The sequence below is a fragment of the Rhizobium binae genome (assembly GCF_017357225.1).
Taxonomy (GTDB): Bacteria; Pseudomonadota; Alphaproteobacteria; order Rhizobiales; family Rhizobiaceae; genus Rhizobium; species Rhizobium binae.
Window position 1 is genome coordinate 2765251 of record NZ_CP071604.1, and the last position, 25527, is coordinate 2790777.

General features: G+C 60.9%; 28 protein-coding genes and 2 pseudogenes. 15 read left to right on the forward strand and 15 right to left on the reverse strand.

What is annotated here, in order from left to right; genetic code table 11:
• Window positions 1-32: 32 nt before the first annotated feature.
• The 3 genes from J2J99_RS13635 to J2J99_RS34585 all read right to left on the reverse strand — a co-directional run bounded on the left by J2J99_RS13635 (window position 33) and on the right by J2J99_RS34585 (window position 2520).
• Complete coding sequence (locus J2J99_RS13635) at window positions 33-1730, reverse strand: terminase large subunit (protein ID WP_168302030.1); 1698 nt, start codon at window positions 1728-1730, stop codon at window positions 33-35.
• On the reverse strand, window positions 1730-2050 hold the full coding sequence (locus J2J99_RS13640) for a hypothetical protein (protein WP_168302029.1): 321 nt from the start codon (window positions 2048-2050) through the stop codon (window positions 1730-1732). Before J2J99_RS13640 ends, J2J99_RS13635 begins: the two co-directional genes overlap by 1 nt.
• 110 nt (window positions 2051-2160) lie before the next feature.
• Window positions 2161-2520 carry an HNH endonuclease gene (locus tag J2J99_RS34585; protein WP_168302028.1) on the reverse strand — a complete coding sequence of 120 codons (360 nt, stop codon included), beginning with the start codon at window positions 2518-2520 and terminating at the stop codon, window positions 2161-2163.
• Window positions 2521-2633: 113 nt separating this feature from the next.
• Here J2J99_RS34585 and J2J99_RS13650 point away from each other — a divergent pair, with 113 nt between their 5' ends.
• The 3 genes from J2J99_RS13650 to J2J99_RS34005 all read left to right on the forward strand — a co-directional run bounded on the left by J2J99_RS13650 (window position 2634) and on the right by J2J99_RS34005 (window position 3448).
• The gene (locus tag J2J99_RS13650; protein ID WP_168302027.1) at window positions 2634-2819 is read left to right on the forward strand and encodes a DUF3606 domain-containing protein; all 186 of its coding nucleotides are present in this window, start codon (window positions 2634-2636) and stop codon (window positions 2817-2819) included.
• Between the two features lie 66 nt (window positions 2820-2885).
• On the forward strand, window positions 2886-3047 hold the full coding sequence (locus tag J2J99_RS13655) for a hypothetical protein (RefSeq protein ID WP_168302026.1): 162 nt from the start codon (window positions 2886-2888) through the stop codon (window positions 3045-3047).
• 221 nt (window positions 3048-3268) lie between these two features.
• Complete coding sequence (locus J2J99_RS34005; protein WP_168302025.1) at window positions 3269-3448, forward strand: hypothetical protein; 180 nt, start codon at window positions 3269-3271, stop codon at window positions 3446-3448.
• Window positions 3449-3579: 131 nt separating this feature from the next.
• On the opposite strand, the gene J2J99_RS13660 is transcribed toward J2J99_RS34005, so the two are convergent.
• The 5 genes from J2J99_RS13660 to J2J99_RS13680 form a co-directional block, all read right to left on the reverse strand.
• Window positions 3580-4749 carry a hypothetical protein gene (locus tag J2J99_RS13660; protein WP_205919268.1) on the reverse strand — a complete coding sequence of 390 codons (1170 nt, stop codon included), beginning with the start codon at window positions 4747-4749 and terminating at the stop codon, window positions 3580-3582.
• A 585-nt stretch (window positions 4750-5334) separates the two neighbouring features.
• Window positions 5335-7449 carry a bifunctional DNA primase/polymerase gene (locus tag J2J99_RS13665; protein WP_168302024.1) on the reverse strand — a complete coding sequence of 705 codons (2115 nt, stop codon included), beginning with the start codon at window positions 7447-7449 and terminating at the stop codon, window positions 5335-5337.
• Window positions 7421-7687 carry a hypothetical protein gene (locus tag J2J99_RS13670; protein ID WP_246735458.1) on the reverse strand — a complete coding sequence of 89 codons (267 nt, stop codon included), beginning with the start codon at window positions 7685-7687 and terminating at the stop codon, window positions 7421-7423. Before J2J99_RS13670 ends, J2J99_RS13665 begins: the two co-directional genes overlap by 29 nt.
• Window positions 7688-7704: 17 nt before the next feature.
• Complete coding sequence (locus tag J2J99_RS13675) at window positions 7705-8127, reverse strand: hypothetical protein (RefSeq protein WP_168302022.1); 423 nt, start codon at window positions 8125-8127, stop codon at window positions 7705-7707.
• A 415-nt stretch (window positions 8128-8542) separates the two neighbouring features.
• A complete protein-coding gene (locus J2J99_RS13680; protein WP_168302021.1) occupies window positions 8543-9616 on the reverse strand; it encodes a site-specific integrase in 1074 nt (357 codons plus the stop codon).
• Window positions 9617-9787: 171 nt separating this feature from the next.
• Here J2J99_RS13680 and dusA point away from each other — a divergent pair, with 171 nt between their 5' ends.
• Window positions 9788-10753, forward strand: coding sequence for a tRNA dihydrouridine(20/20a) synthase DusA (gene dusA / locus J2J99_RS13685; RefSeq protein ID WP_246735457.1), 966 nt, complete (start codon window positions 9788-9790; stop codon window positions 10751-10753).
• 66 nt (window positions 10754-10819) lie between these two features.
• On the opposite strand, the gene J2J99_RS13690 is transcribed toward dusA, so the two are convergent.
• Window positions 10820-11776 carry a S1C family serine protease gene (locus tag J2J99_RS13690; protein WP_168302019.1) on the reverse strand — a complete coding sequence of 319 codons (957 nt, stop codon included), beginning with the start codon at window positions 11774-11776 and terminating at the stop codon, window positions 10820-10822.
• A gap of 562 nt (window positions 11777-12338) precedes the next feature.
• Between J2J99_RS13690 and J2J99_RS13695 the strand changes: the two genes are divergently transcribed.
• The 3 genes from J2J99_RS13695 (at window position 12339) to J2J99_RS13705 (ending at window position 13884) form a co-directional block, all read left to right on the forward strand.
• Window positions 12339-13175, forward strand: a complete 837-nt coding sequence (locus J2J99_RS13695; protein ID WP_168302018.1) for an alpha/beta fold hydrolase — start codon at window positions 12339-12341, stop codon at window positions 13173-13175.
• A gap of 14 nt (window positions 13176-13189) precedes the next feature.
• On the forward strand, window positions 13190-13456 hold the full coding sequence (locus J2J99_RS13700) for a hypothetical protein (RefSeq protein WP_168302015.1): 267 nt from the start codon (window positions 13190-13192) through the stop codon (window positions 13454-13456).
• A gap of 212 nt (window positions 13457-13668) precedes the next feature.
• Complete coding sequence (locus tag J2J99_RS13705) at window positions 13669-13884, forward strand: hypothetical protein (protein WP_168302017.1); 216 nt, start codon at window positions 13669-13671, stop codon at window positions 13882-13884.
• A 105-nt stretch (window positions 13885-13989) separates the two neighbouring features.
• Here J2J99_RS13705 and J2J99_RS13710 read toward each other — a convergent pair whose 3' ends face one another.
• On the reverse strand, window positions 13990-14928 hold the full coding sequence (locus J2J99_RS13710; RefSeq protein WP_207600927.1) for a hypothetical protein: 939 nt from the start codon (window positions 14926-14928) through the stop codon (window positions 13990-13992).
• 199 nt (window positions 14929-15127) lie between these two features.
• Here J2J99_RS13710 and J2J99_RS13715 point away from each other — a divergent pair, with 199 nt between their 5' ends.
• Entirely contained in the window at window positions 15128-15625 is a 498-nt protein-coding gene (locus J2J99_RS13715) for a BA14K family protein (protein ID WP_168302426.1), read from the forward strand.
• Between the two features lie 399 nt (window positions 15626-16024).
• Here J2J99_RS13715 and J2J99_RS13720 read toward each other — a convergent pair whose 3' ends face one another.
• A complete protein-coding gene (locus J2J99_RS13720; protein ID WP_168302425.1) occupies window positions 16025-16549 on the reverse strand; it encodes a winged helix-turn-helix transcriptional regulator in 525 nt (174 codons plus the stop codon).
• Window positions 16550-16638: 89 nt separating this feature from the next.
• Here J2J99_RS13720 and J2J99_RS13725 point away from each other — a divergent pair, with 89 nt between their 5' ends.
• Window positions 16639-17280 carry a dihydrofolate reductase family protein gene (locus tag J2J99_RS13725; RefSeq protein WP_168302424.1) on the forward strand — a complete coding sequence of 214 codons (642 nt, stop codon included), beginning with the start codon at window positions 16639-16641 and terminating at the stop codon, window positions 17278-17280.
• A gap of 62 nt (window positions 17281-17342) precedes the next feature.
• Here J2J99_RS13725 and J2J99_RS13730 read toward each other — a convergent pair whose 3' ends face one another.
• Window positions 17343-18794: an adenylate/guanylate cyclase domain-containing protein gene (locus J2J99_RS13730; RefSeq protein WP_168302423.1), complete on the reverse strand. Its 1452-nt coding sequence runs from the start codon at window positions 18792-18794 to the stop codon at window positions 17343-17345.
• Between the two features lie 220 nt (window positions 18795-19014).
• On the opposite strand from J2J99_RS13730, the gene J2J99_RS13735 reads away from it, so the two are divergent.
• Both J2J99_RS13735 and J2J99_RS34705 read left to right on the forward strand, forming a co-directional pair.
• Window positions 19015-19248 (forward strand): hypothetical protein, encoded by a 234-nt coding sequence (locus J2J99_RS13735; protein WP_205919370.1) that lies wholly within the window; start codon window positions 19015-19017, stop codon window positions 19246-19248.
• Window positions 19249-19309: 61 nt separating this feature from the next.
• A pseudogene (locus J2J99_RS34705) lies at window positions 19310-19464 on the forward strand (lipase); the annotation flags it as partial.
• Between the two features lie 16 nt (window positions 19465-19480).
• On the opposite strand, the gene J2J99_RS13740 reads toward J2J99_RS34705, so the two are convergent.
• Window positions 19481-20107 carry a TetR/AcrR family transcriptional regulator gene (locus J2J99_RS13740; RefSeq protein WP_168302421.1) on the reverse strand — a complete coding sequence of 209 codons (627 nt, stop codon included), beginning with the start codon at window positions 20105-20107 and terminating at the stop codon, window positions 19481-19483.
• A gap of 95 nt (window positions 20108-20202) precedes the next feature.
• On the opposite strand from J2J99_RS13740, the gene J2J99_RS13745 reads away from it, so the two are divergent.
• From J2J99_RS13745 to J2J99_RS13755, 3 genes and pseudogenes are all read left to right on the forward strand, one after another.
• Window positions 20203-20856: an O-methyltransferase gene (locus tag J2J99_RS13745; protein WP_168302420.1), complete on the forward strand. Its 654-nt coding sequence runs from the start codon at window positions 20203-20205 to the stop codon at window positions 20854-20856.
• A gap of 347 nt (window positions 20857-21203) precedes the next feature.
• Window positions 21204-22003, forward strand: a pseudogene (locus J2J99_RS13750) (hypothetical protein).
• 114 nt (window positions 22004-22117) lie between these two features.
• Entirely contained in the window at window positions 22118-23116 is a 999-nt protein-coding gene (locus tag J2J99_RS13755) for a DUF808 domain-containing protein (protein ID WP_168300810.1), read from the forward strand.
• Between the two features lie 106 nt (window positions 23117-23222).
• Here J2J99_RS13755 and J2J99_RS13760 read toward each other — a convergent pair whose 3' ends face one another.
• The gene (locus tag J2J99_RS13760; protein ID WP_168300809.1) at window positions 23223-23507 is read right to left on the reverse strand and encodes a hypothetical protein; all 285 of its coding nucleotides are present in this window, start codon (window positions 23505-23507) and stop codon (window positions 23223-23225) included.
• Between the two features lie 48 nt (window positions 23508-23555).
• On the reverse strand, window positions 23556-24023 hold the full coding sequence (locus J2J99_RS13765) for an Lrp/AsnC family transcriptional regulator (protein WP_168300808.1): 468 nt from the start codon (window positions 24021-24023) through the stop codon (window positions 23556-23558).
• 124 nt (window positions 24024-24147) lie between these two features.
• Here J2J99_RS13765 and J2J99_RS13770 point away from each other — a divergent pair, with 124 nt between their 5' ends.
• Entirely contained in the window at window positions 24148-25362 is a 1215-nt protein-coding gene (locus J2J99_RS13770; RefSeq protein ID WP_168300807.1) for an argininosuccinate synthase, read from the forward strand.
• The last annotated feature ends 165 nt before the right edge of the window (window positions 25363-25527 follow it).

Genomic DNA, 25527 nt, shown 5'->3' on the forward strand with positions numbered 1-25527 from the left:
CATTCCTTGTTATTGAAATTGCCCGGTGGGCATCAGGCGGCTTGCGAGTAGTCGACGTTAGGATCAAGCATCTCCCAGAACGACACGCCATTGCGCGCTTCCGGGTTGCGGGTCATCAAAATTGCCGCGTTGAACACGGCCACCAGCGGGTCGATCTTCGCTCGGCCCGCCGTTTGCTTGGTGATTAACACCGCGCCACCGCGAACCTCAGTCTTTGCGTTACCCACGCACCAATTCATGAGGCGCGAGCCGGAATGCCAGAACGTTTTGTTCTTGAGCTTGATCTCAAGGCCCCATGAGGCCGGCGACAGGGCCGCGCCCTGCCGAATTGCGGTCAAGACGTCGCCCTCAATCCCCCTTAACGACAATTCATCGATAAGTGCACCCACGCCGTAGGGGTCGAGACCGACGCCATATGCATCCGGCAGAAGCCCGCTAGCCTTTACCTGCTCGACGATGGTGGCTGCGTCGGTGATCGGCTGCAGTGCGTCGCCACAAATCACCAGATCGCCGTCTTTCGCAAAGTCCATCAGTGCCGAGGCGATATCCTTACGTCTCGTCAAGACGTCATCATGCGCCCACGCCTTCGACCAGCAGAGCCAGTCGCGGGTTGACTTATCTCGCCCGATGACCGCCAAGCCAAAAAGGTCGTCCAGGCCACCGCCATCGATGCCGACTGTGACGACTTCAGACCTTTCAAGCAAAGTTTCCAGCGAAAGCTGCGATGCGCCGCCCAGCCAGTAATCTGCACCAGGCCAACGGTCGGCCCTAAGATTGAGGCCAATCTCAACATTGAGATGCTTTGAAAGAAATGTTTGCTTGGAATCGCCCTCGCCGGTCAAAACCTTCTGAAGTTCGTCGGCGATCCATTCCTTGCTCACCGAGCGCCCGATATTGGGGTTGGTGATGTAAAAATTCTCGGGATCCAGATACTCTTCCCGCTCAATCATGGAGGGCGGGAATTCATAAAGGGCGCCAAGGCTCTTGTTGTCCTTGATCTCGCCGTCGCGTACCGAGCGATAATAGTTTAGCTTCGCCTTGAAGACGCCGGCCGGAGGCTCGTCTGACTGCGTCGACAGGTAGATGACGAAACCTTCTGGCCGCGAGACCAGGCCGCCCGTCGCTTCGCGCAACATGGCGTCTGCCTTCTCCTTCTTTCCGAAGAGCCATAGCTCATCGACGAGGACGAATGACGCCTTTTTGCCAGATACCGTATCGCTGTCCGCCGCCACCACCTTTAGCGTGGCCTTGGTGGTGCGGTGCGTGATCAGTCGATAGTGATCCTGCGGATGCATGATGCGGCTCAACTCTTCGTCGGCTCTGATCATGTCTGAGGCAGGCTTGTAGGCGTTGTCAGCGACTTCCTTTGTGGGCGCCAGAATCAGAAGTTCAGCGGACTGACGCCAATTTCGAACCAGCGCCGTGACCATGATGCCTGCCGCGAGGGTCGACTTCGAATTTTTCTTGCTGATGAGCAAGAAGAACTCTCGAATGAGCCGCTGTCCGGTTTTGGTGTCGTAGGCGCCAAAAATCGCAGAGACGAAGTCAAAAACCCATTGCTCGCACGCCTCGCCGAAAGTTGGCTGGCCTGGGGCATCAACGATCTTGAGCGACTTGAAGACAGCCAGAGCCTCCGCGGCCTCATCCTTAAACAGCGGAAGCGGCACCAGAGACTTGCGCGCCCTGATTCTATCCTCCCAATCAGGGCAAGCCGTCGACCATTGCATCATCACCCCTTCGGCGGTGCCGGAACTGCAAACTTGCCGTCGCCAGCTAGTCGCTCGGCTTCTGTTTGCGCCTGCTCCTTCTTGCCGCCAACCGCATCCGACGCCTTCGCGTGGACGTATGGCGCGGCGGCGATCGCCATCCTGTCTCGGCGCTCGCTGTCCACTTCGTTGTTGTTCATGACGGTAAGCATGTAATCCAGAGGAGACATGCCAGACTGGCGCGCCGCTTTTTTTATGTCTGGCGCCACCTTGATTGGCTTTGCCTTAGGGGCTTTCGCGCCTTTTGGGCGCCCGGCCCCAGCACGAAATCCACCGCTGGCCATTGGCTACTTTCCAGTGACAAAAAAATCAAAAATCGGAATTTTAGTTTTACGTGAGGGGGACGCGGGTTCGGCGAACCGAGAGGTTGTGAACATTTGACCCCCGGGTGGGGTCACCACCACACGCCAGGAGGGGCTGACTGCTCCTCCTTCTGCTTCTCTGTCGAGTGACAAGCTTCACATAAACACCACAGATTGTTTCGATCCCAGAATAGCGCTGGATCACCCCGATGTGGCTTGCGATGGTCGGCTACCAGCTTAGATGTATCGCCCTCTACGCGAGCACACATCTGACATTGGAATGCAGCCTCGACCAGAACATCCCACCGCATGTCTCGCCAGCGCTTCAGACCATACCACCTGCGCCATGGTGCGCGCTGTGCACGCTCCTGCTCTCTGGTGATTGGCTCGGCCCTGGTGACTGTATGTGGCGCTGATGATAGGCGAGGCTTAAGCGTTGATAGCCTACCCATTCATCTCACCACAAAACGAAAAGCGGCCGCTCAAAACCGCAATCGCAGTTGAGCAGCCGCAGGAACCGTCGAACTGCTCAAGCGTTCGAACTCCTCAACTGGAGGAAACAGCAATGGCTGATGATAAGTCCAAACGAGGCGCCGCAGACCGCCGGAGGATATCCGCGAGTGAACCTTACGAAGTCAGTTATTTCGCCCGCAAACACGGCATAAGTCGCGACGAAGCTGAGAAGATCGTAAAGCGTCATGGATCCGACCGCAATAAGGCCAACAGGGCCGCCGAGCGTCTCAAGAAATAGGGAGAGAAATGTCGACATGGGGCGCTAGACGCGCAGATGCCCTGTCGATCTCCGAGGAGAAATACGATGACCAACCAGAAAGGCGCCTCCGCGCCAGCTCAAACAAATGACGTCAAGATCCTGGCAAAGAAACATCGCATCAGCCTGGAAGACGCCCGGCAGATCATTGAGCAATACGGATCAGACCGAAAGGCATGCGACAAAGCCGCTCGACGCGTTGCTGTCTGAAATGAAAGCGCCGAGCTCAAACCCGAAGGGAGCCCGGCGCATGATTGCCCGTCGCCGAGAGGAGGCAGCGCCAGGCAATGGGTAAACGTAAGTCAGCGAAATCCGCTAGACGCTGCGGCGCGTGTCCGGGAGCGCACTAATCCGGCCGGCATGTCTTATTTTATATCTTTCTAATTTAGTAATGCGTATATCACCTCCTGCCAGTAGGAGGATGAGTAAGCATGCAGCGGATTGAATCTCTCGAGAATGTCGAAATCAAACCCGTGTGGTCGGTAAAGGATTTCGCGAAGCGCCGCCATCTCACCGAGATGGCGGAAGCCAGGCTGCTGCAGCTATTCGGCCCCTTCGCTACAGCATCCGAACTTCTTCATAACGTCCAGCGAGCGCCTCGGTGGCGGTAGTTACGCCCGACTCATCGCTGGCCGAGCGTCCGTCGCAACAGTTTGTGCGCCCGGAAAGGTGTGGGGAACGCAACCAAGTTGCGCAACCCCTTCACCTCTACAGGGTGATGAACTGCAGGAAACTTCCCTACTCATCCTTCCGCCGCATACTCGGCCAGCTTCATCGCCTCGTTGAAGTTGTCGTTTGCTGCTCGCAAAAGTCGCCGTCCGGCATCAATCGCATGACGGCCTCGGTATCCACGCGCCTCGCCGAGTTCGCCGAGACTTTTCGCCGACATAGCTTCCGTTAGAATTCGAACGTGCGCGTCTTGCATGGCATCGAGGCCACGGTTGAACGTCTCTCGGTTTTCGCGCTCTGTGAAGATATCCTGCCAGGCTTGGCTTCCCGATTCACCTTTCTTCCCTTTTCGACCGCCGATGAAGAGCTGCCGAAGATTAGTTGGTCCACAGGGGAAGCCATCTGGATATCGCTTCACTTCCGGCAGAACCGGTGTGTTGGCATACGCTTCAGCGAGCATCCTCCGCGCATCCTCCTTGGAGATCTCAACGCGCTCTTCCTTCTTTGGATGAAGCTTCGGGGGCTGCGCGACGCGACCCTTTACGATCCAACGATAATGAAAATTGCTTCCCGACGGGTCGGCATCACCACCCTTGTCGCGCTTTGACTTTTCGCGGCAGCGGAGCATGGCGCCAACGGGCATCGGCATATCGGCTTCGACGACTTTTCCATCGATCGAGAGCTTTTGACCTTTTTCGGTTTGGCTGCCGTCACTGAAGCGGAGCCGGCCAATGCGGGTAATGACCTTATGCCGGGTGAGTACCTTCTCACCATCAATCACCCTCTCAAGCACATGGATGCCGTACTCGATGTCGCCACCGGTTGGGATGGATTGCACTTCCTTTTCCATGCGACCGCCCCATGACAGGCCATGCAAGATCATCGGCTCCGCACGATGGCGAACCGGTAGATGTTCGATCTCAGCCTCAACAAGATCGAGACTAGGATCGTATTCAACGGCGCGTTCTGTGCCGAAACCATCCGCCTCCTCTGGAGGCTGGTTATCATTTGCGGGAACGATGCGCCAGTTGGTAGAGATTGTTGGAATTTCAGCAGGATCCGAATCCTCAAGCACGCCCGTCGGTCTGCCCCGCATGGCAAGAAGCGCGGATAACTCGGAAAGGTCACGGTGGCGTGGCTTTTCCGTCTTCAGCTTGCGTCCGAAGATTTCATGGTCATTCCCGGGAGCCGTGGCGCGCCAGGCTTCGACAGCGGCGCGGTGTTCTGCGGTGGTGCGTTCCATGTTACTGGCCCCTTTTCCCATTCCAGTATTGAAGAGCTGCGATGCCCTTCGGCGACAACGGCCGATGGTAAGTTCCGTCGGGGTTCTTTTTCCACGGACCGAACATTCGTCTGCTCTCCAGGATAATCTCAGTTCGGTCTTGAACTCGGCCATGGACACTGCTTTGGCCGGTCTTCAGGAAATCCGCTTGGGGTTTGGTGAGCCTCAGCTCCTTGCTGGTCCATGGCGTCGCTTTCACGGTCGATGGTAGGTTGTCATTCGCGGCCACTAAGCTGCCAGCATCAGTCAAGTGCGGGCGCATCGCTGCAGCGTCGTTGAGCCTTTCGAATGCTGCTCGCTCCCCGCGGGGGAGGATTTTGTTATGCGACATGGTTGGAGCGGCTCCCCTGCCTGGGAATGGGCCGCCTATGTTCTGGACCTTGCTGCGGATCATCATATTTTCCTTTCAGAGCGTGGGAGCGCTGCGGTGGTTTCCACCACCGCGAGGTGCTTCCACCTCGCCGGGGGTTATAGGGGGAGAGGTGGAAGGGTCGGTGGAACGCGGTGGAAGGGTGGTGGAAGGCCGGTGGAAGGGTCGGTGGAAATTCACTCTTCGTCCCTTTTTCGTGAAAAATAATCATCCGCGGTGACGATTAGCCTCTGTCTTTGTTTCGAGGCCGGGCCTTCCCAAACCAGTTTGATTGTCCCATCCTCCAGGAGCCGCTGCATTGCAGCTTCGAGTGATTTCTTTGAGACGCCCACGGCGCTTGGATGCTTCGCCATTTTCGCCGGTGCGAAGTTTGTCCCTGGCGACGCCCCCACATGCTGGCCGGTTCTCGAGAAGGTGCGAAGAAGATCAATGAAGGTTCTCTCTGCCTGCCGCTTAAGCAGTCCGATTGCCGGTGAGGATCCAGCAACCTCGGGAACGAAACATCCGCTTTCCCATCGGAGCCGGATTTCGTTACCGACGCCGGCATAATTGATCTTTTTGTTCGCCAGGAACCGAAGATCTGTGTCCGCCTCCTTGTCATCGGACCGGCTGAAATAGAGCATGGAGCGTGAGCTATTTTTCCATCCCGTGCTGCCCGACGATCCCGTGCCGGATCGAATACCCTCTTGCGATGGATGCGCCAGGAGCATGATCGAGCAGTCCAGCTCAATGGCCAACTTCCGAAGCATGCCAATAAATTGCCGCGCCTGCCCACGTTTGATCTCATCTCCGCCGAAGAGATCCGCGACAGTATCGAGAACGATGAAACGCGGCTCGAAGCTTCGAGCTAGCTCGCAGAATTTCGTCCAGACCTTCGTCGGCTGCAGCACCCCCTTAGCGTCAGGAACAGCCAACAGGGCGTCCAAATCGGCCATCGGCACCAGCCGGAAATCGCTTAGGTCGGAGAGATGTCGCCCATGTCCGCGGACGATATCGGCAAGCCGTCGATGGAACTCATCCTCTTCGTCCTCAGCGCCGAGATACAGAACCTTGCCTGGCTTGGGCGAAAGGCCTGCGGTGTCTACCGCGAGCGCCGACGCGGCGCCGAACTGAAGCGCAAGCAGAGATTTACCCACGCCACCATCGCCGGATAGGATTGTCACCTGTCGGTGAGGTATCCAATCTGCAATGAACCACTCGCGAGGAGGCACTTCCTTACCTTGCCAGTCAGCAGGGTTGACCACCGGCAGCTCGGTGATAGTGGGTGCTGACGGGACGTTGTCATTAGCCGCTTCTAGCTTTTGAGCAGCTGATTTCTCTCTCGCTCGCTCGACCATCCGCGAGTGATCCATCGGGGGTGTGTTGTCAGCAACTTCTCGTTCCGGGATGTGCTTCGGTTTCAGCATGCCCGCGTCTAACCCGCGCCGGATCTTGGCCCACGTCTCGCGCTCGCCATCCTTCTGCGCCACACCATTAGCTTGCGCTGCAGCAAAGAGACCGGCCTCGGCTTCGGAGCGGCTCAAGAGGTTGGCGCCGACGAAACGGCCAAGATTATAAGCCGATGCGTTGACCTGGTGGCCACGGCCGCCTTGCGCTGTCGACGCGAGGATGCGTAGCTCGTCGTCGACGCTTGCTTCCACGTAGCGATCGGTAGCGCGGGTACGATAGTCGAAGGCTTGACCTGGCGTCGGCGCCGACTGCTGCGGTGTCGCCAGCTCTATCAGCCACAATGGCGCCTCAGCGATGTCGAAGTCGTTGTCCCAGGCATAACGTCGGCCGTCGGCCATGACGCTGCCGGCAGCAATGACGTAGCCGCCCTCGCCTCGCAGATCGGCGCCAGGACCGATCGACGCTCGGTTCTTCACGTCGGAGCTATATTTCCAGAAATAGTGCCGGCCGCCGCTGGCCGTTGTGGCCGTGCGCGTGGGAGGAAGCTTACCGTGCCTTGCCTCCATCTCGGCGAGCCAAAGGCGGCCGTCGGCATGCCCGGGCGGGACGTCGATGTCGAGAACCCACGCGCCGATCTTCTTTCCTGTGGGGATGCCTATCATGGCGTCGGGGAAACGCGCCCACCACCTTCCGATAAGTGGCGCATTGAGGGAGGCGCCGTTTAAGCCATTGGATATCAGCGGTGTCTTAGCGCCACGCGTCTCAATCTCACCGGTCTGCAGGTCGGCAACATCCTCAGGGGCGTGGCGGCAGGGAAAGACTGGCCACTGGAGGCGGTTATATCCGAGCGCGATTTCGAGAGGGGATGGTACTTCAGGCTGCTGCAGTGCTGCTGCGGTCATTGGCGGTAACTTGCTCCTGGAAATAACTGGCGGCTGTTCTGGTGATTGCGGCGGCTGTTTCGGGCGAAAATGTCACCGACCGGCGACCGCCCAGCGCCGTGGGCGCATAGGTCAGGAGTCGACCATCGGGCGCCATCAGCAGACGCATTCCGCAGATCCTGATGTCATCGGTGATTTGCAGGTCGAAATTTGCGACGTGCTTCATCGCCCCGCCGCCCGGATCGGCGGCAGGCGTCATGTTGGCGACTATCATGGTCAGCCGACCAGCGCGTTGGTCAGCGGTCCGAAGTCTCTGGCGCCTCGGCCGCGATTCTTGGTTGCGAAGAAGCGGCCCTTGATTTCTCGGGTGTCATCTATGCGCTCCGATACGCCGCAAGCTGCGAGAAAAGCATCGAGCCGCGCTGATCGACGCTTGCCATCTCGGTCGGTCAGGAACGTAAATTTCGCCTCTTCCCGGTATCCGGCGCCGACTGGTTGGGCGGAGATGGTTAGGCGCACCAGTTCGTCAGCGTCATCGACGACGTCGACGTCGACAACCTGCCAGCCGTACCAGCCGCGAATTGCCGCCATTCGATCCGACGCCTGACGCTCAACGATCGCGACGTCTTCGGGCTTCTCAATCATGGTGAATGCGATGACTTCGGTAAGGGACGGACCTTGAATGTCAGAAATGCGCAATGTCTCTCCTCCTCGCCGGCGCCTGGCCGGTCGGCAACTGGTGGTGATGTGGTGGCGGAAGCTATGTCGGCAGAGCTGGCTGAATTGTCCAGAAATCAGGCGGCGCTCTCAGGCAACGCGAAGAGCTGCTCGGTTGTTATCGTTATTGAAGTCGTAAACGGCCGTTCGACGCTGCGACGAAAGGAAAGCGTCCAGATCTGATAGAAGATAAATGACAGATCCACCGACCTTCAAATATACGGGTCCCGATCCGTTAAGACGAGATTTGTTCAGCCAGGATGGAGACTTAAGGATGTACTTCGCAGCCTCGGCCGTATTCATTTTCTCAGTTGACATGTATTCGACGCACTCCTTCATTGCTGATGCCGATGAAGAAAGCCTGATGTAAACATACAAAAATGTCAAACGCTGTCAGCTACGAGCAGATGCTGTCTAACCATTTCCAATTTTCGAATTTGTCACCCACCTCGCGGAGGTGGCTATACCGCTGCAGGCTGCTCCACGACTTGTGCCCGCTCACGCTGGCCGCCAGCGGAATTGTCCGCCCCGTCTCAAACAAACGCGACACGCCTTCATGGCGGAGATCATGGAATCGCAGGTCGTCGATCTGCAACGTGTGGCAAGCGCGCGTAAAGGCGGCGCTGATAGCATCTGTCCCGCAGGGAAAAATTCGGTCCTTCTTCTTCGGCATTGTTTCGATGATCCGCAAAGCCTCTGGCGGAAGCTCGACCCATACGTCATTTCCCTTTTTCTGTCCGGGATGCTTCATGTCGCGGACGAGGACGCGCCCGTGAGCTTTGTCGAGATCCGCCCAGGCAATACGCGTGATCTCCTCCTGCCGACGAGTTGAGAATATCGCGAATGCGATGATTTTGTGCATCGGCGCAGACTGTGGCGCCCTTGTCTGCCTTTCGACAAAGAACTCCATGAGGAGGTCGAGCTCGGCCAACGTCGGGCGCCTGTCTCGCTTGTCTGACTTCGAAGTCGTTCCCAGATCGCGCAGTACGACTTGAGCGTCGCGCATCGCGGATTGGTCCAACTGCATCCCCCAAGCCGGCTTTGCGATGCGGAAGATCGCGGCCAGGTGCGAAATGTAATTGCCGACCGTTTGCGGTTTGCGACCACCGCTCAAGAGCTCTTGGGCGAACGCCACGATGTCGCCGCTACGGATGCTGCTGCAATCCATCCCGGCAATGGCGAAATCCTTGATGGTCTCCAGCACTTGGGCCTTCGTGCGCCCGATCTCGCTCTTTTCATTATTATATCGATCAATAGCGTCAGCGAGGGTTGACGTCTTGGCAGTGACCTTGTCCAGCCCACCTGGCCGGTCGAGCTCGGACTCGCGGAAGCGGATCCACGCCTTGGCTTCCCGCTCCCGGTCGAAAGTCTTGGCCTCTCGCCAGACAATCGCCCCGCCTTTCTTTCGCAGGATCTGCGCTGTATAAGCTGTGCTACCGTCTTTACGCTTGCGGGCGTTGATGGTTCCCATCAGGTACGACTTTCTGAGCTATAGGTACGATTTTGTTGTACCAAACACTGAAAAATCGTGCAAGAGATGGAAAACGACTGACAAAACTGGAAAGGTCAAAGCGGGGTTACTCGATTGAATTTCTATGAAAAATCCCGGAAAGTAGGGGCTCCAGTATTTGCGGTCGCCCCGATGATTGACTGGACTGACCGGCATTGCCGTTATTTCCACCGCCAGATCAGCCGGCAGGCGCTGCTCTATACCGAGATGGTGGTCGCTGACGCGATTATCCACGGCCCGCGCGAGCGGCTGCTCGGCCATGACGCCGAAGAACATCCGCTGGCGCTGCAGCTCGGCGGATCGGACCTGGCCAAGCTTGCCGAGGCGGTGAGGATCGCCCAACCCTATGGCTATGACGAGATCAACCTCAATGTCGGCTGCCCTTCCGACCGCGTGCAATCGGGCACCTTCGGCGCCTGCCTGATGCTGACGCCGGAGACGGTGGCCGGATGCGTCGCGGCGATGAAGGCGGTTTCGACCGTGCCGGTCACGGTGAAATGCCGCATTGGCGTGGACGAGCAGGAGCCTGAACAGGCGCTGCCCGCGCTTATCACGCGCGTTCTCGACGCCGGCGCCGACGCGATCTGGATCCATGCGCGCAAAGCCTGGCTGAAAGGCCTGAGCCCGAAGGAGAACCGCGAGATCCCACCGCTCGACTACGAGATCGTTTACCGGATGAAACAGCGCTGGCCAGATGTGTTCATCGGCATCAACGGCGGCATCCGCACGCTCGACGAGGCAGCCGATCACCTCCGCCACGTCGACGGCGTGATGCTCGGCCGGGCGGCCTACCAGAACGCGGCGGTGCTTGCCGACGTCGACCACCGCTTCTTCGGCGCGCCGGCGGCAGAACCCGACTGGCCGGCGCTATGTGAGCGGATGATGACCTATGCCGAGCGCCATATCGCCGGCGGCGGCCGGCTGCAGCACGTAGCCCGCCACATGGTCGGCCTCTTCACCGGTCTGCCCGGCGCCCGCCGCTACCGCCAGATCCTCTCCACCGACGCGGCAAAAAGCGGCGCCGGACCCGAAGTGCTGGCGGCGGCCTTCGCGGCCGTCGATTTTACCGGGGCAGAGCAGGAAGCGGTCAGCGCCTGACGTAGCGTTATGTCTTCGTCGCCACGTCCGCATGTGCTTGCCGTGTCTTACGAACTCTGCCACGGCTCATGACCGCACCATCGGCAGCAAGGTCTTCTTCTCGATCCGTCTGGCCACGGAGAACACCAGGATCTCCGTTTCTCTGCCGATCCTGTTGCCATCCATCAGCCGGACAATATCGTCGACGCCGCCGACCGGGCTGGCGTCGATGGCGAGAATATAATCACCCTCCTGCAGCCCGCCCTTTGCGGCCGGCCCTTCCGGCTCGACGCGCCGGATGCGAACGGAGGTCGTCTGCACAATGCCCGCTGCGAGCGCAACCCGGCGCGGCAGCACGATCGTATCGCCTGAAATACCGATGAAGGCGCGCCGCACCTGGCCGTAGCGGAGGATTTCCGAAACGACGAAATTGGCCGTATTCGATGCCACGGCAAAGGCAATGCTCTGCGCGCCCTGGATCACGGCTGTGTTGACGCCGATGACCTCGCCGCGCGACGACACCAGCGGTCCGCCGGAGTTGCCGGGATTAAGCGCCGCGTCGGTCTGGATGACATCCTCCATCAGCCGGCCGCTTGCCGCCCGCATCGAGCGGCCGAGCGCCGAGACGATGCCGGCAGTGACGGTCCATTCGAAGCCCAGCGGGTTTCCGATCGCGATCGCGATGTGCCCCCGGCGCAAACGCTGGGAGTCGCCGAGCCTCGCCCAGGCCCCGGTGCTCGCATTGGCTCGAACAAGGGCAATATCGGTATCGATATCGCGGCCGAGCACACGCCCCTCTGTGATGAATCCGTCCGGCGTCGTGATGCGTACGAGCTTGGCGTCGTCGACGACATGGCTGTTGGTGATGATCAGGCCATCGGGCGAAACGGCAAAGCCCGACCCGTGCCCCTGCCGGCCCCCCACTCGCTCGATCCGGCTGACCGCCGGGCCAACCGTGTCGACTGCGGCTGCGATCGACTGCGAATAGGCATCGATGAGCGCCCCGTCATCCCCGGGCGCGATGTCCTTGTCCATGAAACCCATGATCCGATCCCCTGGCGGCAACAACGGCCGTCCCGCCGCCGGCAAAAGCAATCGCGATTACGATCGTTCGCCATGGCGCTGTTTGTGAGGATTAGATGGTTGGGCGTCGATCCGCGTTCAAGTGAGCGCCAACGGAGCCTGCAATCCCGGCGCAATGGGAGCAAAGGCGAACCTGGCCGGACAGATATATCGAGCTACCGCGACAGATATATTGAATGAATGGAAATAAAATGGCTCATTGCTCAGATCAGCCGGCATTTCGGCCGCTTTCAGCAACCGAGCTGCGGGGGATCAAAGGAATTTCACAGCGAAGCAGCCGGGCAAGGCGCGCCATGTCCCCTAGCGCCAGGAAGGCTTGGCATCACACATGAAAACACGCCTATCATACCTCCATCATATCAATGGAATAGAATCATGCGTTCAATAAGCACATCATATGTCTTCAGTCGCTTTTGATCCCCGCAGGCACGGTTCTCTGGCCCTGGTGTAACGCCCCCTGGCCTTGCCGATCCCGCCTGCAACGTCTGTTTTAGTCCAATCCAACCAATCAAGGAGTGATGACATGAGCACAGTCACAACGAAGGACGGCGTCGAGATTTTCTACAAGGATTGGGGGCCGAAGACCGCTCAACCGATCATGTTCCACCACGGCTGGCCGCTGAGCGCCGACGACTGGGATACTCAGATGCTGTTCTTCCTCGAGAAGGGCTACCGTGTCGTCGCCCATGATCGGCGCGGCCACGGCCGCTCCACCCAGATAGGCGACGGCCACGACATGGATCATTACGCCGCCGATGCCTCAGCCGTCGTCGAGCATCTCGATCTCAGGAACACCATCCATGTCGGCCATTCCACCGGCGGCGGCGAAGCGACCCATTATGTCGCCCGCTATGGCCAGCCGCAGGGCCGCGTTGCCAAGCTCGTCATCATCGGCGCCGTGCCGCCGCTCATGGTCAAGACGGATGCCAACCCCGGCGGTCTGCCGATCGAAGTTTTCGACGGCCTGCGCCAGCAGCTCGCCGCCAATCGCTCGCGGTTCTACCAGGACCTGCCGGCCGGCCCGTTCTACGGCTTCAACCGGCCAGGCGCGAAAGTGTCCGAGCCGATCATCAACAATTGGTGGCGCCAGGGCATGATGGGTGGCGCCAAGGCGCATTACGACGGCATCAAGGTGTTCTCGGAAACAGACTTCACCGAGGACCTGAAGATCATCACCGTGCCGACCCTCGTCATGCATGGCGATGACGACCAGATCGTGCCGATCGCCGATTCCGCGCTGCTCTCGTCCAAGCTGCTGCAGAACGCCACGCTCAAGGTTTACGAGACACTCCCGCACGGCATGTGCACCACCCATGCTGACATAATCAACCCCGACATCCTCGCCTTCATCAAGGGCTGACGCCCAGCCGGCGGGTGCTGATAAGGCGCCCGCCGGCCAGGCCGTTTTACGGCAAAAAACCGCTTTCGCATGAAACCGTTTTCGCCGATTTGCGTTTAGCGGCCATGAAAAGAGAACGCGAACCCTCATCAAAGGCTTACCGGCAGGATCGTTTTGAAAATACCGAGCGAGCCGCCAAGGAAACCATCGAGGCGGAGCAGCGGGCTCGCCGGGAAAAGACTAAGCGGCTAAGAGAACTGCGCTTGTCGCAGCACGGCGGCAAGGACCCGGCAACGAGCTAGCTGCTCTGACGCCGTCAGTTTGCGCCTCTCCATGGCTTCGCCCGCGTCTTCGCCCGCCCGTTTTTTTCAGACGCGCAAAGAGGGCGCTGCAACATCTTGAAACATTGCGCTGGCTTTACATTTCAGACATTCGCCCATCTTGCAGAGCAACGTCTGCGAAATTATCTTTTTTCGCAATAGCGATTCACGGCATCGGAAGAAGGCAGATCGCGATGTCAGACAAGCTGTTCAGCACGCGTGACGAACCGCTCGCCTCGCAGGACCTCGCTGTCTGCAGGCGCGTCCACGAAGCCCTTTGCAGCGGGCTCGATCTCGACAGGTCAAGCGAGCAAGCCGATCGTCTCGGCGCCCTCATCATCGAGCTATATCGGCAGGGGGTGCATGACGAGACCCAGCTTCGCGTGCTTGCCGGCGGGAAGCGAGGCTGACCGGGCACGTCATTTCATCCCGGGCGTCCCCTTCCGCGCCGCCGACCTTCCTCTTCACGATCGAGATAGGGACGGACGTTTTTCGGCGACGCCTGCTTGGCGCGATCAGAGGCCGGTGGTCTCCGTGCTCGTCGGCGCCGAGGTTTCAGTCGGATCGATAGCCGGCGGGGATTCGGTCGTTCCCGATACCTCTTCCGAGGTGCCCGTGTCGGCTTCGGGCGTTTCCGCACTCACGGCAGGATCTGTCGACTCGCTGCCCTCCACCGCATCGCTGGTCTCGGTTTCGGTTCCCTCTGCAGCGGGTTCCGCCGCGGGGGCCTGTGCCGCCATGGTCTCCCGCATCTGGTCAATCGTGCCGACCGCCGTGCCGACGCCAAGCGTATCCTTTGCCCAGCTCAGGGCCTCAGAGCTGACCGTGCCGGTCTTAGTGGCGGAAGCGAGCGCGGCCGCCAGCGCGGCGTCGCCAAGAGCGGGATCGTCGGCCGCCGGGGCAGCCCCGTTGGCCAGTTCGTACTGCGCATAGGCGATGGCGAATGCCGAGATCGCCGCCATGCGTGGATCCGCCGTATTCATCAGGGCGTGGAAGTTGCGTTTGAGCGAATTGAGGTCGGCGAGCTCGGCCGCAGGCCTCTTCGCGGGCTTTGCCGCAGGGGCAGAGGCAATGGTGGTCTTCTTGGCTGAGCCCTTGGTGCTAACGGTCTGCCTGGCCGACTTCGCCTTGCCGGCCTTGCCGGTCTGGACCGCTTTGCCGGCGCCCTTGACGCTACGGCCGTTTTCGCTCTTGCTGCTGGAGTGGGTGCTGCTCCTTCCGCCGCCGCCGTTGCTGTTACCGCCACCATGGCTGCCGCCGCTGCCACCTCCGCCGCCGTGGCTGCCGCCGCCACCGCCGTTGCCGCCACCGCCTCCTCCTCCGCCGTTACCGCCGCCGCCTCCATTGCCGCCCTTCGCGAATGCAGGCGAGAGATCGGTAGATAGAATGGTAAGAGGTGAAAGCGCCACTGTCGTTGAGAGACAGAGAACGCCGAGAAGTCTGGAGAGCCGCATGATGATCCTTCCGCACTCGATTGCCGTTGCAACAGGATTGAACCAGCAAGCTCATAAAGATCGAATTGAACAACTGCTTTCAATTTGAACTTCCTGCCGAATTTTTCGGCGAGAAATGCCTCCATCATTCCCAGAATGAAACTAAATCCCTTCCCTTGCGTTATCCCCTCGATACATTGGTTTACCCAAGGTGAACGAAATGAACAAATTCGCCATCATTGCCCTGTCGATAGCGACGGCCTTCTCCGGAATGCCGGCATCGGCGGGCCCCGTCTTTGTGCCGAGCCCGGCGCAACGGGCGGCCGCGCAGCCAGTCCCCGGAGGTGGCGAGGCCAGGATCATGACGGTCGGCTGCAATAACTTCACGAACTGCCCTGGTCAGTTCGGCAACGACGACTACTGGTACCGCAAACGCCACCACTACCGCGACCGCAGCTACTATCGCAATCGCGACGACGATCATCACGATCACTATCGCTATGGCCGACGATATCACCATCATGACAATACCGGGGCCATCATCGGCGGCTTGGCTGCCGGCGCCCTGATCGGCGGCATCATCGCCTCGCAACCCCGGGCCTATAGTTCGAGTGGCTATAGCTCGCATGCCGAATATTGCTACGCCCGCTATCGGTCGTACCGCGCCTACGACAACACCTACCAGCCGAACTACGGCCCACGCCGCCAGTGCCGGTAGTCCAGTCAGCCGGCCGGGCAGCAAGCCTCGCATAACCATGCGGGGCTTTTTGCGTGCCGGAAAGCCTCTCTGCCCTTCCCATTGCCGGTCGGCCGTGCTTCCCCGATCGAGCCTCTCGACCGGCCGCACTGCGCAGGTGAGCAATGACCCCAGGAGATCCAGCAAACCCGCCGGCGCGCAATGGCCATGCGGCAGCCGCACTCAGGCTACTGCTCGCATTCGCTGCGAGGCAGGGCCTCGCCCGTCTGGTGATATCTGCAACGAAGCTGGCCGCCTTTGCTCCGTCCGCCCCGTCACTCCCGGTTCACCCGGAACGAGTCGTACCCGGAGTGACGGCAGCACTCCCTCGGGGTCAGGGCTGAGCACTCGGTTGCCTTGCGCTATCGCCCATGGACTGCATCAAGATGCCTGCGCCGCAGCCGCCCGGCCCCGCACCTCTAGAAACGCCGCCGTCAGCCGCGTCAGCACCGGCGAGGTCACCGTCCCATTCGCGCCGCCGATCGGGTCGACGATGTGGATCTGCCTGAGATCCTCCATGAACTCATCCCACAGCGGCTGCCCGCCCTCCTCCAAAAGCTCGGCGCGGATGCTCAGATCCTCGCTCACCGGCAGGTGACGTCGCCCCCAGGCGCCGATCATGGCGAAGAGCGGCACGAGCTGGATCGCCGGCTCCGTCAGGCTGTAGATCGCTTTCTGGCTGTGGCTCGGATCCTCCCGCCGGCTGATGAAGCCGAGGGAGTGCAGCCGCTTCAGGCGTGCGGCAAGGATGTTGGAGGCGATCCCCTCTTCGGAATGAGTGAGCAAATCGCGAAAGTGGCGGCGGTTGCCGAACATGATGTCCCGTATGATGATGAGGCTCCAACGGTCGCCGAGCACTTCCATCGTCAGATTGATCGGGCAGCCAGACCGCAATTCGATATCCACGATACATCTCCGGAAAAAACTAGTTGCATTATAGGACCACTTATGCAAGCTTACAACTAGTTTCATATTGCAATCAGATGGAGGAAATCATGTCCAAAGTGCGTGTCGCAGGTTTTTCCGTTTCCGTGGATGGTTTTGGCGCCGGTCCGGAGCAGAGCCTCAATGATCCCTTGGGAAAGCGGGGGCCGGAAATGTTCCAATGGTTTTTCCATACCCGCACCTTCCGCGCCATGATGGGCAAGGATGATGGTTCCGAAGGCATCGACCAGGATTATGCCGCCCGCACCATGGCCGGTTTCGGCGCCTTCATCCTCGGCCGCAACATGTTCGGCCCAATCCGCGGCGAGTGGCCGGACGATGCCTGGAAAGGCTGGTGGGGTCCGAACCCGCCCTACCACGCGCCGACCTATATCCTCACCCATTACCCGCGCGAGCCGATCGTCATGGAAGGCGGCACGACCTTTCACTTTATCACCTCAGGCATCGAGGAAGCGCTCGACAAGGCGAAGGCTGCCGCGGGCGACAAGGACGTGAAGATCGGCGGCGGCGTCGCGACCGTGCGCCAGTATCTGGAGGCGGGCCTCGTCGACGAGCTGCATTTCGCCGTCGCCCCCGTCGTGCTCGGCAAGGGCGAAGCGATGTTTTCAGGCATCGACCTCCCCGCGCTCGGCTTCCGCGTCACCGAGCATGTCGCCAGCGAACACGCCACCCATATCGTGCTGGCGAAATAGCCGCTTCAAGCTGGCGTCAGGCAAGGCGGCCATCGCGGCCGCCTTCTTCCTTGTGATGACCCTCACATCTGGCCAGGCGTCACCCGATACACGCAGGCCGTTCCCTCGACACCCCGAAGCGGAGCCTCGAAGGCGGCCAGCCGGTGGCCGGAAAGCAGCCCGCCAACATCGGGCGCCGAAAACAACGCTTCGGAAATGCAGATCTCTCCGGCATCGGCCAGCGACTGCACCCGGGCGGCGACATTGACGGTCTGCCCGAAGTAATCAAGGTTGTCGTTCAAGGTGACGGCGATCGACGGGCCGCAATGGGCGCCGATTTTCAGGATGATGCTGGGATCGCCATGTTCGCTGTTGAAGCGCTCGATCTCCCCAAGCATATGCAGCGCTGCCGAAACCGCGTCGGTCGGGCGGGAGAAAGCGGCCATCACGGCATCGCCGATCGTCTTGACGATTGCACCCGCATGCGCCTGCACCGTGTCTTCGAGCAAGGCGAAATGCTCGCGCACCAGCGCATAAGCGTTTAGATCGCCGAGCCGTTCGTACATCGCGGTCGAGCCCTTGAGATCGGTGAACAGAAGCGTCACCTGGCGGATGCCGAGCCCTTCCCTCTCGTCGACGCGTTCGGAGCGGAACAGGCGCCGGAAGGTCTGGCGCGCGAGCAGCATGCCGCCCGACATATAGGGATCGAAGTCGAGGACCGGCTTGGCGGTCTGCGCCAGGATCTCGGGCGGCCAATTGATCAGCAGCAGCGAGCCGCGCAGGGCGGCCGAATTCTCAATTTCGACGATGACAGGGCCGGGCTGGACGGCGGGCAGCGAAGCGGAAAACCGCTGCCCGTCATATCGGACGCGCAGGAGCGTCGGCGCCACGGCGGGCGCGCCTGCCACCGGCACCGCAAAGCTCGCCTGGGACTGCACATTGATGCCAGCGAGCGCCCCGGGGCCGAGCTCGGTCCTCATTGTCGTGACCGACCCCGGCGCCAGGAAGGTCAGGCCGCGCACCATCCCCTTGAGGACGTCGAGAAAGCGGGCCTGCTGGCCGGGCAGCCGCGCATCGCTCAGAAACCGCGCCTTCCAGTGAAAATCCTCGACCGAAAGCGAAGCGGGATCGTGAAACGGCAGCCGGCGCAGCTGCGGCGACACCGTGAAAGTCACCTCGATGAAGTCATCGAGGTCCGTTTCGCCGGAGACGTCGCACAGGCCGCAAACATAGTGGGTCTTCAGCGTCCGCAGCGCGCCGAAACTGTCGAGCACCATGCCGGATTGGGGACATACGACGTCCCAGCTCATCTCGAACAGGCCGCTACGCGTCGCATGGAGAAAGAGATCGATGCTTTCGGCCTCGGAGATTGCATGGTCGCGCGCGAAGGCCAGCGGGTTGATGCGGTAGAGCGAGAAATCGTCGCCGCTGCGGATCAGGCTTTCGAATTTGGAGATGACGCGCGGGCTCCAGGACCGGGCAAGCTCCATCTCGGTCATCTTGTTGTCGAGGAGTCGTTCCTGAACATCGCTCATCTCACACCTGCGCCTCGATTGGCCAGGCCATGGGATCCACGGCGGCTCCAACAATTATAGCAGAAAACGGGCCGTGCGTCCGCCTTCGGCAGCCTGCACCCTGCAACGACAAGCCCGTCCGGCTGCGGCCGAACCGTGCCCAAATAGCGATAGCTTTGCTTCGGAATAAGCGTAGACTCGCTGCGACGGCCCATCGGCGAGACCGCTTGAGAGACCATATATGCTCTTGCCGCTTCATGGGGGAACGGCTGTGCCCTTATGCCAAATCCCGCTCGACGATTGCGAGATTACAACCGTCACCGACGCCGTCCGGCAATGGTGTGAAGAGAGGAAGGTCGACATCGACAGCATCGAAGGCCGCCGTGCTATGACGCTTGCCGTCGATCTCATCCAGACCAACCCCCGCCACGACCAGCTTCTTGCTGAACTGTCGAAACAGATGGCCCGGCAGTAGCGGCGGCCACCGACGCAAGACACTGCGCTGCGGGAAACGACAGGTGATCCTGCGCGTTGCCTTGTATCGCAAGACCTTCGGGCCGGCCTTGTTCGGCATATTCGGCCCGGTCGATTTCGAGCTCGGCATCTTCGCCGGCAACTGGAGCATCCATCCGCTGCCCTCCCTGGTCATCGGATATCGCACCCCAACGACGGCAAGGTCAGCGTCGAAAGCGCCTGCCGTCTCTGCCTCACCCATGCCTTTGCAGATAGGCGCAGAACATGTCGGCCATCGCGTCGGCATAGGCCTCGATCTCCGCCGAGCTGCGTGGAACCTCCGAAAACTGCTTTCCCACCGTGCCGAGTGTCGTGCCGATCAGATCACCGGCCAGCGCTCGGGTCGCCTCCGGCGCCGATGGCAGCGCCTCGCGCATGAAAAGCTCGATGATGCGGTCGCCCGACGCCCTCGCCGTCTGCGCCTCGGGCGCATCGCGATAGAGCGGTGCAGCGTCATGCAGCGCCACCCGCATTGCCGCCTCCTCGCATTCGGAGCGCAGGAAGGCATGGACGAGGCTGCGCAGCCGCTCGAGCGGCGGCCTCTGCCCATTCTCCAGGATCGTCGCGAGAAGGCCGGTCGTCTCGCGCCACTCGTCGCTCTGCAGCCGGAATAGGATCGCCGCCTTGTTCGGGAAATACTGGTAGAGCGAACCGATGCTGACGCCCGCCCTCTCGGCCACCCGCGCCGTGGTGAAACGCTGGGCGCCCTCCTTCGCCAAAACCTGAGCAGCGGCATCGAGGATCGCCGCCACGAGCTCGCTGGAGCGGGCCTGTTTCGGCTGTTTTCGTGAAGAAATCCGGGCACTTGGCCGGCCTGTCATGGCGGCACCCCGCAACGCGATTAGCAGATGCGACGAATTATTCGTATTTTTTCACGCGAGGCAACACCCTCCCAAATCCAAACGGAGTTTCACCCATGACCACACTGACGACCGCGCCGCTGGCGCCCCTGCTCGACAGCCTGTTCGCGGAAGCCGCCGCGGCGACGAGCCCTGTAATGTCGGGGCTCACAGGCGAGGAACGCGTGCGCCTCATCGAGAGCAAGACCGAATATCTCGATCTCTACGGCCGCCTGAAGGATCTCTGGCTTCCCGTCTCGCGTGAAGCCGGCGCCCTGCTCTATATGCTGGCCCGCGGCAGCCGCGCCCGCACCATCGTCGAGTTCGGCACCTCCTTCGGCATCTCGACCCTCCATCTCGCCGCAGCCCTGCGTGACAATGGCGGCGGTCGGCTGATCACCAGTGAGTTCGAGCCCTCGAAGCTCACGCGGGCGCGCGAAAACCTGACGGCCGGCGGCTTGATCGACCTCGTCGACATAAGAGAGGGCGACGCCCTGCAAACGCTGGGCGTCGACCTGCCCGAAACGATCGACCTGCTCTTCCTCGACGGCGCCAAGGCGCTCTATCGCGATATCCTGGAACTGGTGGAAGACCGTCTGAGACCGGGCGCCCTCATCATCGCCGACAACGCCGATGTCAGCCCGGACTATCTCGCCCGCGTCCGCACCCCCGCTGCCGGCTACCTCTCGACGCCGTTCGCCGACGATATCGAGCTGTCGATGCGGGTTTAAGATCGGTAGCGACGGCATGAAGAGTGATTGCCTTCGCTCGCGCCCAGAGCACTAGCTCCTCCGTCGCTCGCCCATCCGCCTGCCGGCACCTTCTCTCCGCTGGAGAGGCAAGCCGCTTTGCCGCCATTCTTTCCCGAGGCATCGAAGAGGCGAGACGTTGCTACGGTTCCGCTTCTCCCCCTCGGGGAGACGATGCCGGCAGGCAGATGAGGGGGCCACACGGCATATACCCATTGCCTTGGGCAAATCGAACACCCACCGCCCCCACACACCACCCATCTTGCACATCCCCACTGCCTCACCTAAGGCAATGCAACCTCCCTTCCGCAAGGCCACCCGGTGCTCCGATCCTCCACGCCCTCGCGTCCTCATCCTGACGCTGCTCACCCAACTCGGCGGTATAGTCTATCTCATCGCCCTCGCCGCGGCGCACGCCTTCGGGCTCAGGCGATTTTCCGCCAAGCTCACGCTCTTAGTTTTGTGCTACGCCGCGGCGATCGTCGCCACACAGTTTGCCGCACCGGACTTCGGCCGCGTCCCACTCTCATGCATGGCAGGCGCCGAAGACAGGCTCATGGTCCGCTCGCCGATCTACTGCGCGCTGAATCGCAACTACGTCACGCCGGAAGTCCGCGATCTCGCTGAGGCGCTAGCTGCCCACATGGACGCGCAATTCCCCGGCACCACGACCGTCGCGCTTGACGCAAATTTTCCCTTCGTCAACGGCTTTCCGCTGCTGCCGCACCTCCCACATGCCGACGGCAAGAAGCTCGACTTCGCCTATTACTACAAGGATGCAAACGACACCTTCCTGAACGGCGCCACCCGCTCACCGATCGGTTATTTAGCTTTCGAGGAGCCTGGCCCGGGCGACGAACTACCCTGCGCGGGTCGCCATGACTGGCTCACCACCCGCTGGAATTTCGATGCGCTCCAGCCGTTGTTCCCGGCCTACCGGATCGAGGAGCAGCGCACCGCAGCGGCAGTCGCCTGGCTGACGACGGAAGGGGTGGCGCGCTTTGGCCTGCAGAAGATCTTCATCGAACCGCATCTGAAGAACGCGCTCGGCATCACCGACGCCCATGTCCGCTTCCAGGGCTGCCGCGCCGCCCGCCACGACGACCACATCCATATCCAGATCGAGTGATCCGCCTGCAATTTCGATCGAGCACGCGCCGCAACCATCCGTGGCGGCGCCTCTTTCCAGCTGCCGCCCGATTGACTATTTTCGCTGTCCATTCTCTAGACGAGAGGTTTGCTTGTGAGTGTCGGCCTGATTGCCCTGTTTGATGATGTTGCCGCGCTGGCAAAGGCGGCCGCTGCTTCCCTGGACGATGTCGCCGCTCAGGCGGGTAGAGCCGGCGCCAAAGCCGCCGGCGTCGTGATCGACGACGCTGCCGTCACGCCGCGTTATGTGACCGGCCTGTCGGCGGCGCGCGAACTGCCGATCATTGCTAAGATCGCCGTCGGCTCCCTCAAGAACAAGCTACTGTTCCTCCTGCCGGCAGCACTCGCCCTCAGCCTTCTCCTGCCGCAGGCTGTGACGCCGCTGCTCATGCTCGGCGGGCTCTACCTCTGTTACGAAGGCGCCGAAAAGGTCTACGAACTCGTCGTGCCGCATGCCGCCCATGTCCACGAGACGGAGCTCGAGACGATCAGCGTCGATGCCAAAACATTCGAGGACGAAAAGGTCGCGAGCGCCGTCAGGACCGATTTCATTTTGTCGGCCGAGATCATGGCGATCACGCTCGGCTCCCTGTCCGAGTCGGGGCTGGCGATGCAGGCGCTGGTTCTCGCCATGGTCGGGACCATGATCACGGCCGCCGTTTACGGCGTCGTCGCTATGATCGTGAAGGCTGATGATTTCGGCCTCTGGCTTGCCCAGCGCTCCTCCCCGTCTCAAGCCGGCGCATTCCTGCGCATGTTCGGGCGCGGCCTCGTGCAGGGCATGCCCTATCTTCTCAAGGTGCTCGGCCTGATCGGGACGGCGGCGATGATCTGGGTCGGCGGGGGCATCATCGTGCACGGCGCCGAAACCTTCGGCTTCGGCTGGCTGAGCCATCTCCTCCACGATGCCGGTGAAGGCGCTGCACAGGCAGTGCCCGCCCTCGGCGGCGTGCTTTCCTGGCTGGTTCAGGCTGCCGCCTCAGGCCTCGTCGGCATTCTGATCGGGCTCGCAGCCATCCCGGCCGTCGGTTATGTTGTTGCGCCGACATGGCAATGGTGCGCGGCCCGCTTGCGGGGGATAAGGACCGCCTGAGCGAGAGGCATCAGGGCAGCGCCAAGGCTGGCGCCGGCCGAGGCTGAAATCGAAGGCCACTGACCCCAGGAGCAATAGTCTCCCGAACGGCACAGCTCGATCAGCCTCAGCCGATCCGAAGACCGCTTATCTTGACGCCGCCGGATCGACAAACGCTCCAGAGCCAAGATCCTAGCCGAAGCAGAGCGCGGAATGCGTAGAAGACCACAAGGATCAGCAGGGGTGCGACGACCAGCAGAAGGGGGATTTCGCTATCCAACGCCCAGATCCCATCAACAATAGCTTCCAATACCGACTGAAAAATATCAAAAAATCCCCGATTGCTCGCCTTCTGCTCTCGATTGTCCATGGCCGCTCCGTTGCCCGTTTCATCGACACGTGGTGATGCCATGAACCGGTTGCAACCGGCCACCCACGCGGCTGAAGAAATGAGCAACACCTACCGCAGCGGCAGCTCATAGCTCCGCTTCAGCGTTTCCATCGGCACATCCGTCTTGACGCTGAGCACGCTCGGGATGCGGGTCAGGTGATCGGCCTGGAAGCGCCAGTAGCTGTGCAGGTCGGCGGTGACGATGCGCAGCACGGCATCGCATTCGCCCGTCGTCAGGTAGCATTCCATGACTTCGGGAAACCGTCTCACCGCCTCGGCAAACCGCAGGGTCACCTCGGCGTCCTGCGTCTTGAACCAGACGCGGGCGAACACCGTCAGCCCCGCACCGACCTTTGCCGGGTCGAGCACGGCGACATAGCGATCAATGACGCCTGCCTCTTCCAGCAGCCGCACTCGGCGCAGGCAGGGCGAAGGCGACAGCCCCACCTCCCTTGCCAGCTCGACATTCGAAATGCGCCCGTCGCGCTGGAGCACGCGCAGGATATGCCGATCGATCGCATCCAAGATTACTGGCATTTTATAGCTCGCTGAGATTAGTTAGTGGCATATAATGCCAAATCTTCGCAATTTCAGGGATGCTTCGCAAGCTCATTGCGTGGGTTTTGGCCTATCGTTCCACGCATCGATGTGGAGACAGCTGATGGCAAGAAAGATAGGAAAAATCGTGCTCGCCTATTCCGGCGGGCTGGATACCTCGATCATCCTCAAATGGCTGCAGGAGACCTATGGGTGCGAGGTCGTCACCTTCACCGCCGATCTCGGCCAGGGCGAGGAGCTCGAGCCGGCGCGGGCGAAGGCTGCGATGCTTGGCATCAAGGACATTCGCATCGTCGATCTCAGGGAGGAGTTCGTCCGCGACTTCGTCTTTCCGATGCTGCGGGCGAACGCGCTCTACGAGGGGCAGTATCTCCTCGGCAGTTCCATCGCCCGACCGTTGATCGCCAAGCATCTCGTCGCCGTCGCCCGTGAAGTCGGCGCCGATGCCGTCGCCCACGGCTCGACCGGCAAGGGCAACGACCAGATCCGCTTCGAACTCGCCGTCAATGCACTCGACCCGTCACTTGCGGTCATCGCCCCCTGGCGCCAATGGGATATCCGCTCTCGCACCCAGTTGCTGGAATATGCCGCGAGGAATCAAATCCCCGTGCCGAAGGACAAGCGCGGCGATGCCCCCTTCTCGATCGACGCCAACCTGCTGCACACCTCGACAGAGGGAAAGCTCCTTGAAAACCCGGCGGAGATCGCACCCGATTACATCTATCAGCGCACGGTCGATCCCGTCGCCGCTCCAGATCGGCCCGAGACTGTCGCGATCGGTTTCGAAAGCGGCGACCCGGTTTCGGTGGACGGCAGGCCGGTGACGCCGGCCGCATTGCTCACCGAGCTCAACGAGCGCGGCGGGCGACACGGCGTCGGGCGGCTCGATCTGGTGGAAAACCGCTTCATCGGCATCAAGTCGAGGGGTGTTTACGAGACGCCGGGAGGCACGATCCTGCTTGCAGCCCATCGCGGCATCGAATCGATCACCCTCGATCGCGCCGCCGCGCATCTGAAGGATGAGCTCATGCCCCGCTACGCCGAGTTGATCTATGACGGCTTCTGGTTTTCCCCCGAACGGGACATGCTGCAAGCCCTGATCGACCGAAGCCAGGGCTTCGTCAGCGGCGAAGTCACGCTCAGGCTCTACAAGGGAAACGCCTCGGTCATATCCCGAGCCTCGCCGTCGTCGCTCTATTCCGCCGATCTCGTCACTTTCGAGGAAGGAGGGGTCGCCTATAACAACCATGACGCCGAAGGCTTCATCAGGCTCAACGGATTGCGCCTGAAAAACTGGGCCGCCCGTAACGGAAGATAACGCGCCTGCGCAGCGGCCAACCTGATTAACCGCCGCCTCCCGCCGATCAGCCCGATCGGTCATCGCCCCAACATTTCAAACGATCTTAAAAAATCCCACTGAATAATTAATCGATTTTAATTTTGTTGTTAAAATTTTCTTGTTGCAGTGCAAAAGAAACTCGGC

What these genes read in the sequence shown, in the direction of transcription:
- J2J99_RS34585 (WP_168302028.1), bottom strand. Translation starts at nt 2,520, where the DNA reads ATGGGTAGGCTATCAACGCTTAAGCCTCGCCTATCATCAGCGCCACAT.
- J2J99_RS34005 (WP_168302025.1), top strand. Translation starts at nt 3,269, where the DNA reads ATGCAGCGGATTGAATCTCTCGAGAATGTCGAAATCAAACCCGTGTGG.
- J2J99_RS13695 (WP_168302018.1), top strand. Translation starts at nt 12,339, where the DNA reads ATGAGCACAGTCACAACGAAGGACGGCGTCGAGATTTTCTACAAGGAT.
- J2J99_RS13745 (WP_168302420.1), top strand. Translation starts at nt 20,203, where the DNA reads ATGACCACACTGACGACCGCGCCGCTGGCGCCCCTGCTCGACAGCCTG.
- J2J99_RS13730 (WP_168302423.1), bottom strand. Translation starts at nt 18,794, where the DNA reads ATGAGCGATGTTCAGGAACGACTCCTCGACAACAAGATGACCGAGATG.
- dusA (WP_246735457.1), top strand. Translation starts at nt 9,788, where the DNA reads ATGATTGACTGGACTGACCGGCATTGCCGTTATTTCCACCGCCAGATC.
- J2J99_RS13705 (WP_168302017.1), top strand. Translation starts at nt 13,669, where the DNA reads ATGTCAGACAAGCTGTTCAGCACGCGTGACGAACCGCTCGCCTCGCAG.
- J2J99_RS13740 (WP_168302421.1), bottom strand. Translation starts at nt 20,107, where the DNA reads ATGACAGGCCGGCCAAGTGCCCGGATTTCTTCACGAAAACAGCCGAAA.
- J2J99_RS13665 (WP_168302024.1), bottom strand. Translation starts at nt 7,449, where the DNA reads ATGACCGCAGCAGCACTGCAGCAGCCTGAAGTACCATCCCCTCTCGAA.
- J2J99_RS13660 (WP_205919268.1), bottom strand. Translation starts at nt 4,749, where the DNA reads ATGGAACGCACCACCGCAGAACACCGCGCCGCTGTCGAAGCCTGGCGC.
- J2J99_RS13715 (WP_168302426.1), top strand. Translation starts at nt 15,128, where the DNA reads ATGAACAAATTCGCCATCATTGCCCTGTCGATAGCGACGGCCTTCTCC.
- J2J99_RS13760 (WP_168300809.1), bottom strand. Translation starts at nt 23,507, where the DNA reads ATGGCATCACCACGTGTCGATGAAACGGGCAACGGAGCGGCCATGGAC.
- J2J99_RS13765 (WP_168300808.1), bottom strand. Translation starts at nt 24,023, where the DNA reads ATGCCAGTAATCTTGGATGCGATCGATCGGCATATCCTGCGCGTGCTC.
- J2J99_RS13725 (WP_168302424.1), top strand. Translation starts at nt 16,639, where the DNA reads ATGTCCAAAGTGCGTGTCGCAGGTTTTTCCGTTTCCGTGGATGGTTTT.
- J2J99_RS13650 (WP_168302027.1), top strand. Translation starts at nt 2,634, where the DNA reads ATGGCTGATGATAAGTCCAAACGAGGCGCCGCAGACCGCCGGAGGATA.
- J2J99_RS13680 (WP_168302021.1), bottom strand. Translation starts at nt 9,616, where the DNA reads ATGGGAACCATCAACGCCCGCAAGCGTAAAGACGGTAGCACAGCTTAT.
- J2J99_RS13640 (WP_168302029.1), bottom strand. Translation starts at nt 2,050, where the DNA reads ATGGCCAGCGGTGGATTTCGTGCTGGGGCCGGGCGCCCAAAAGGCGCG.
- J2J99_RS13710 (WP_207600927.1), bottom strand. Translation starts at nt 14,928, where the DNA reads ATGCGGCTCTCCAGACTTCTCGGCGTTCTCTGTCTCTCAACGACAGTG.
- J2J99_RS13655 (WP_168302026.1), top strand. Translation starts at nt 2,886, where the DNA reads ATGACCAACCAGAAAGGCGCCTCCGCGCCAGCTCAAACAAATGACGTC.
- J2J99_RS13690 (WP_168302019.1), bottom strand. Translation starts at nt 11,776, where the DNA reads ATGGGTTTCATGGACAAGGACATCGCGCCCGGGGATGACGGGGCGCTC.
- J2J99_RS13670 (WP_246735458.1), bottom strand. Translation starts at nt 7,687, where the DNA reads ATGACGCCTGCCGCCGATCCGGGCGGCGGGGCGATGAAGCACGTCGCA.
- J2J99_RS13770 (WP_168300807.1), top strand. Translation starts at nt 24,148, where the DNA reads ATGGCAAGAAAGATAGGAAAAATCGTGCTCGCCTATTCCGGCGGGCTG.
- J2J99_RS13635 (WP_168302030.1), bottom strand. Translation starts at nt 1,730, where the DNA reads ATGATGCAATGGTCGACGGCTTGCCCTGATTGGGAGGATAGAATCAGG.
- J2J99_RS13735 (WP_205919370.1), top strand. Translation starts at nt 19,015, where the DNA reads ATGCTCTTGCCGCTTCATGGGGGAACGGCTGTGCCCTTATGCCAAATC.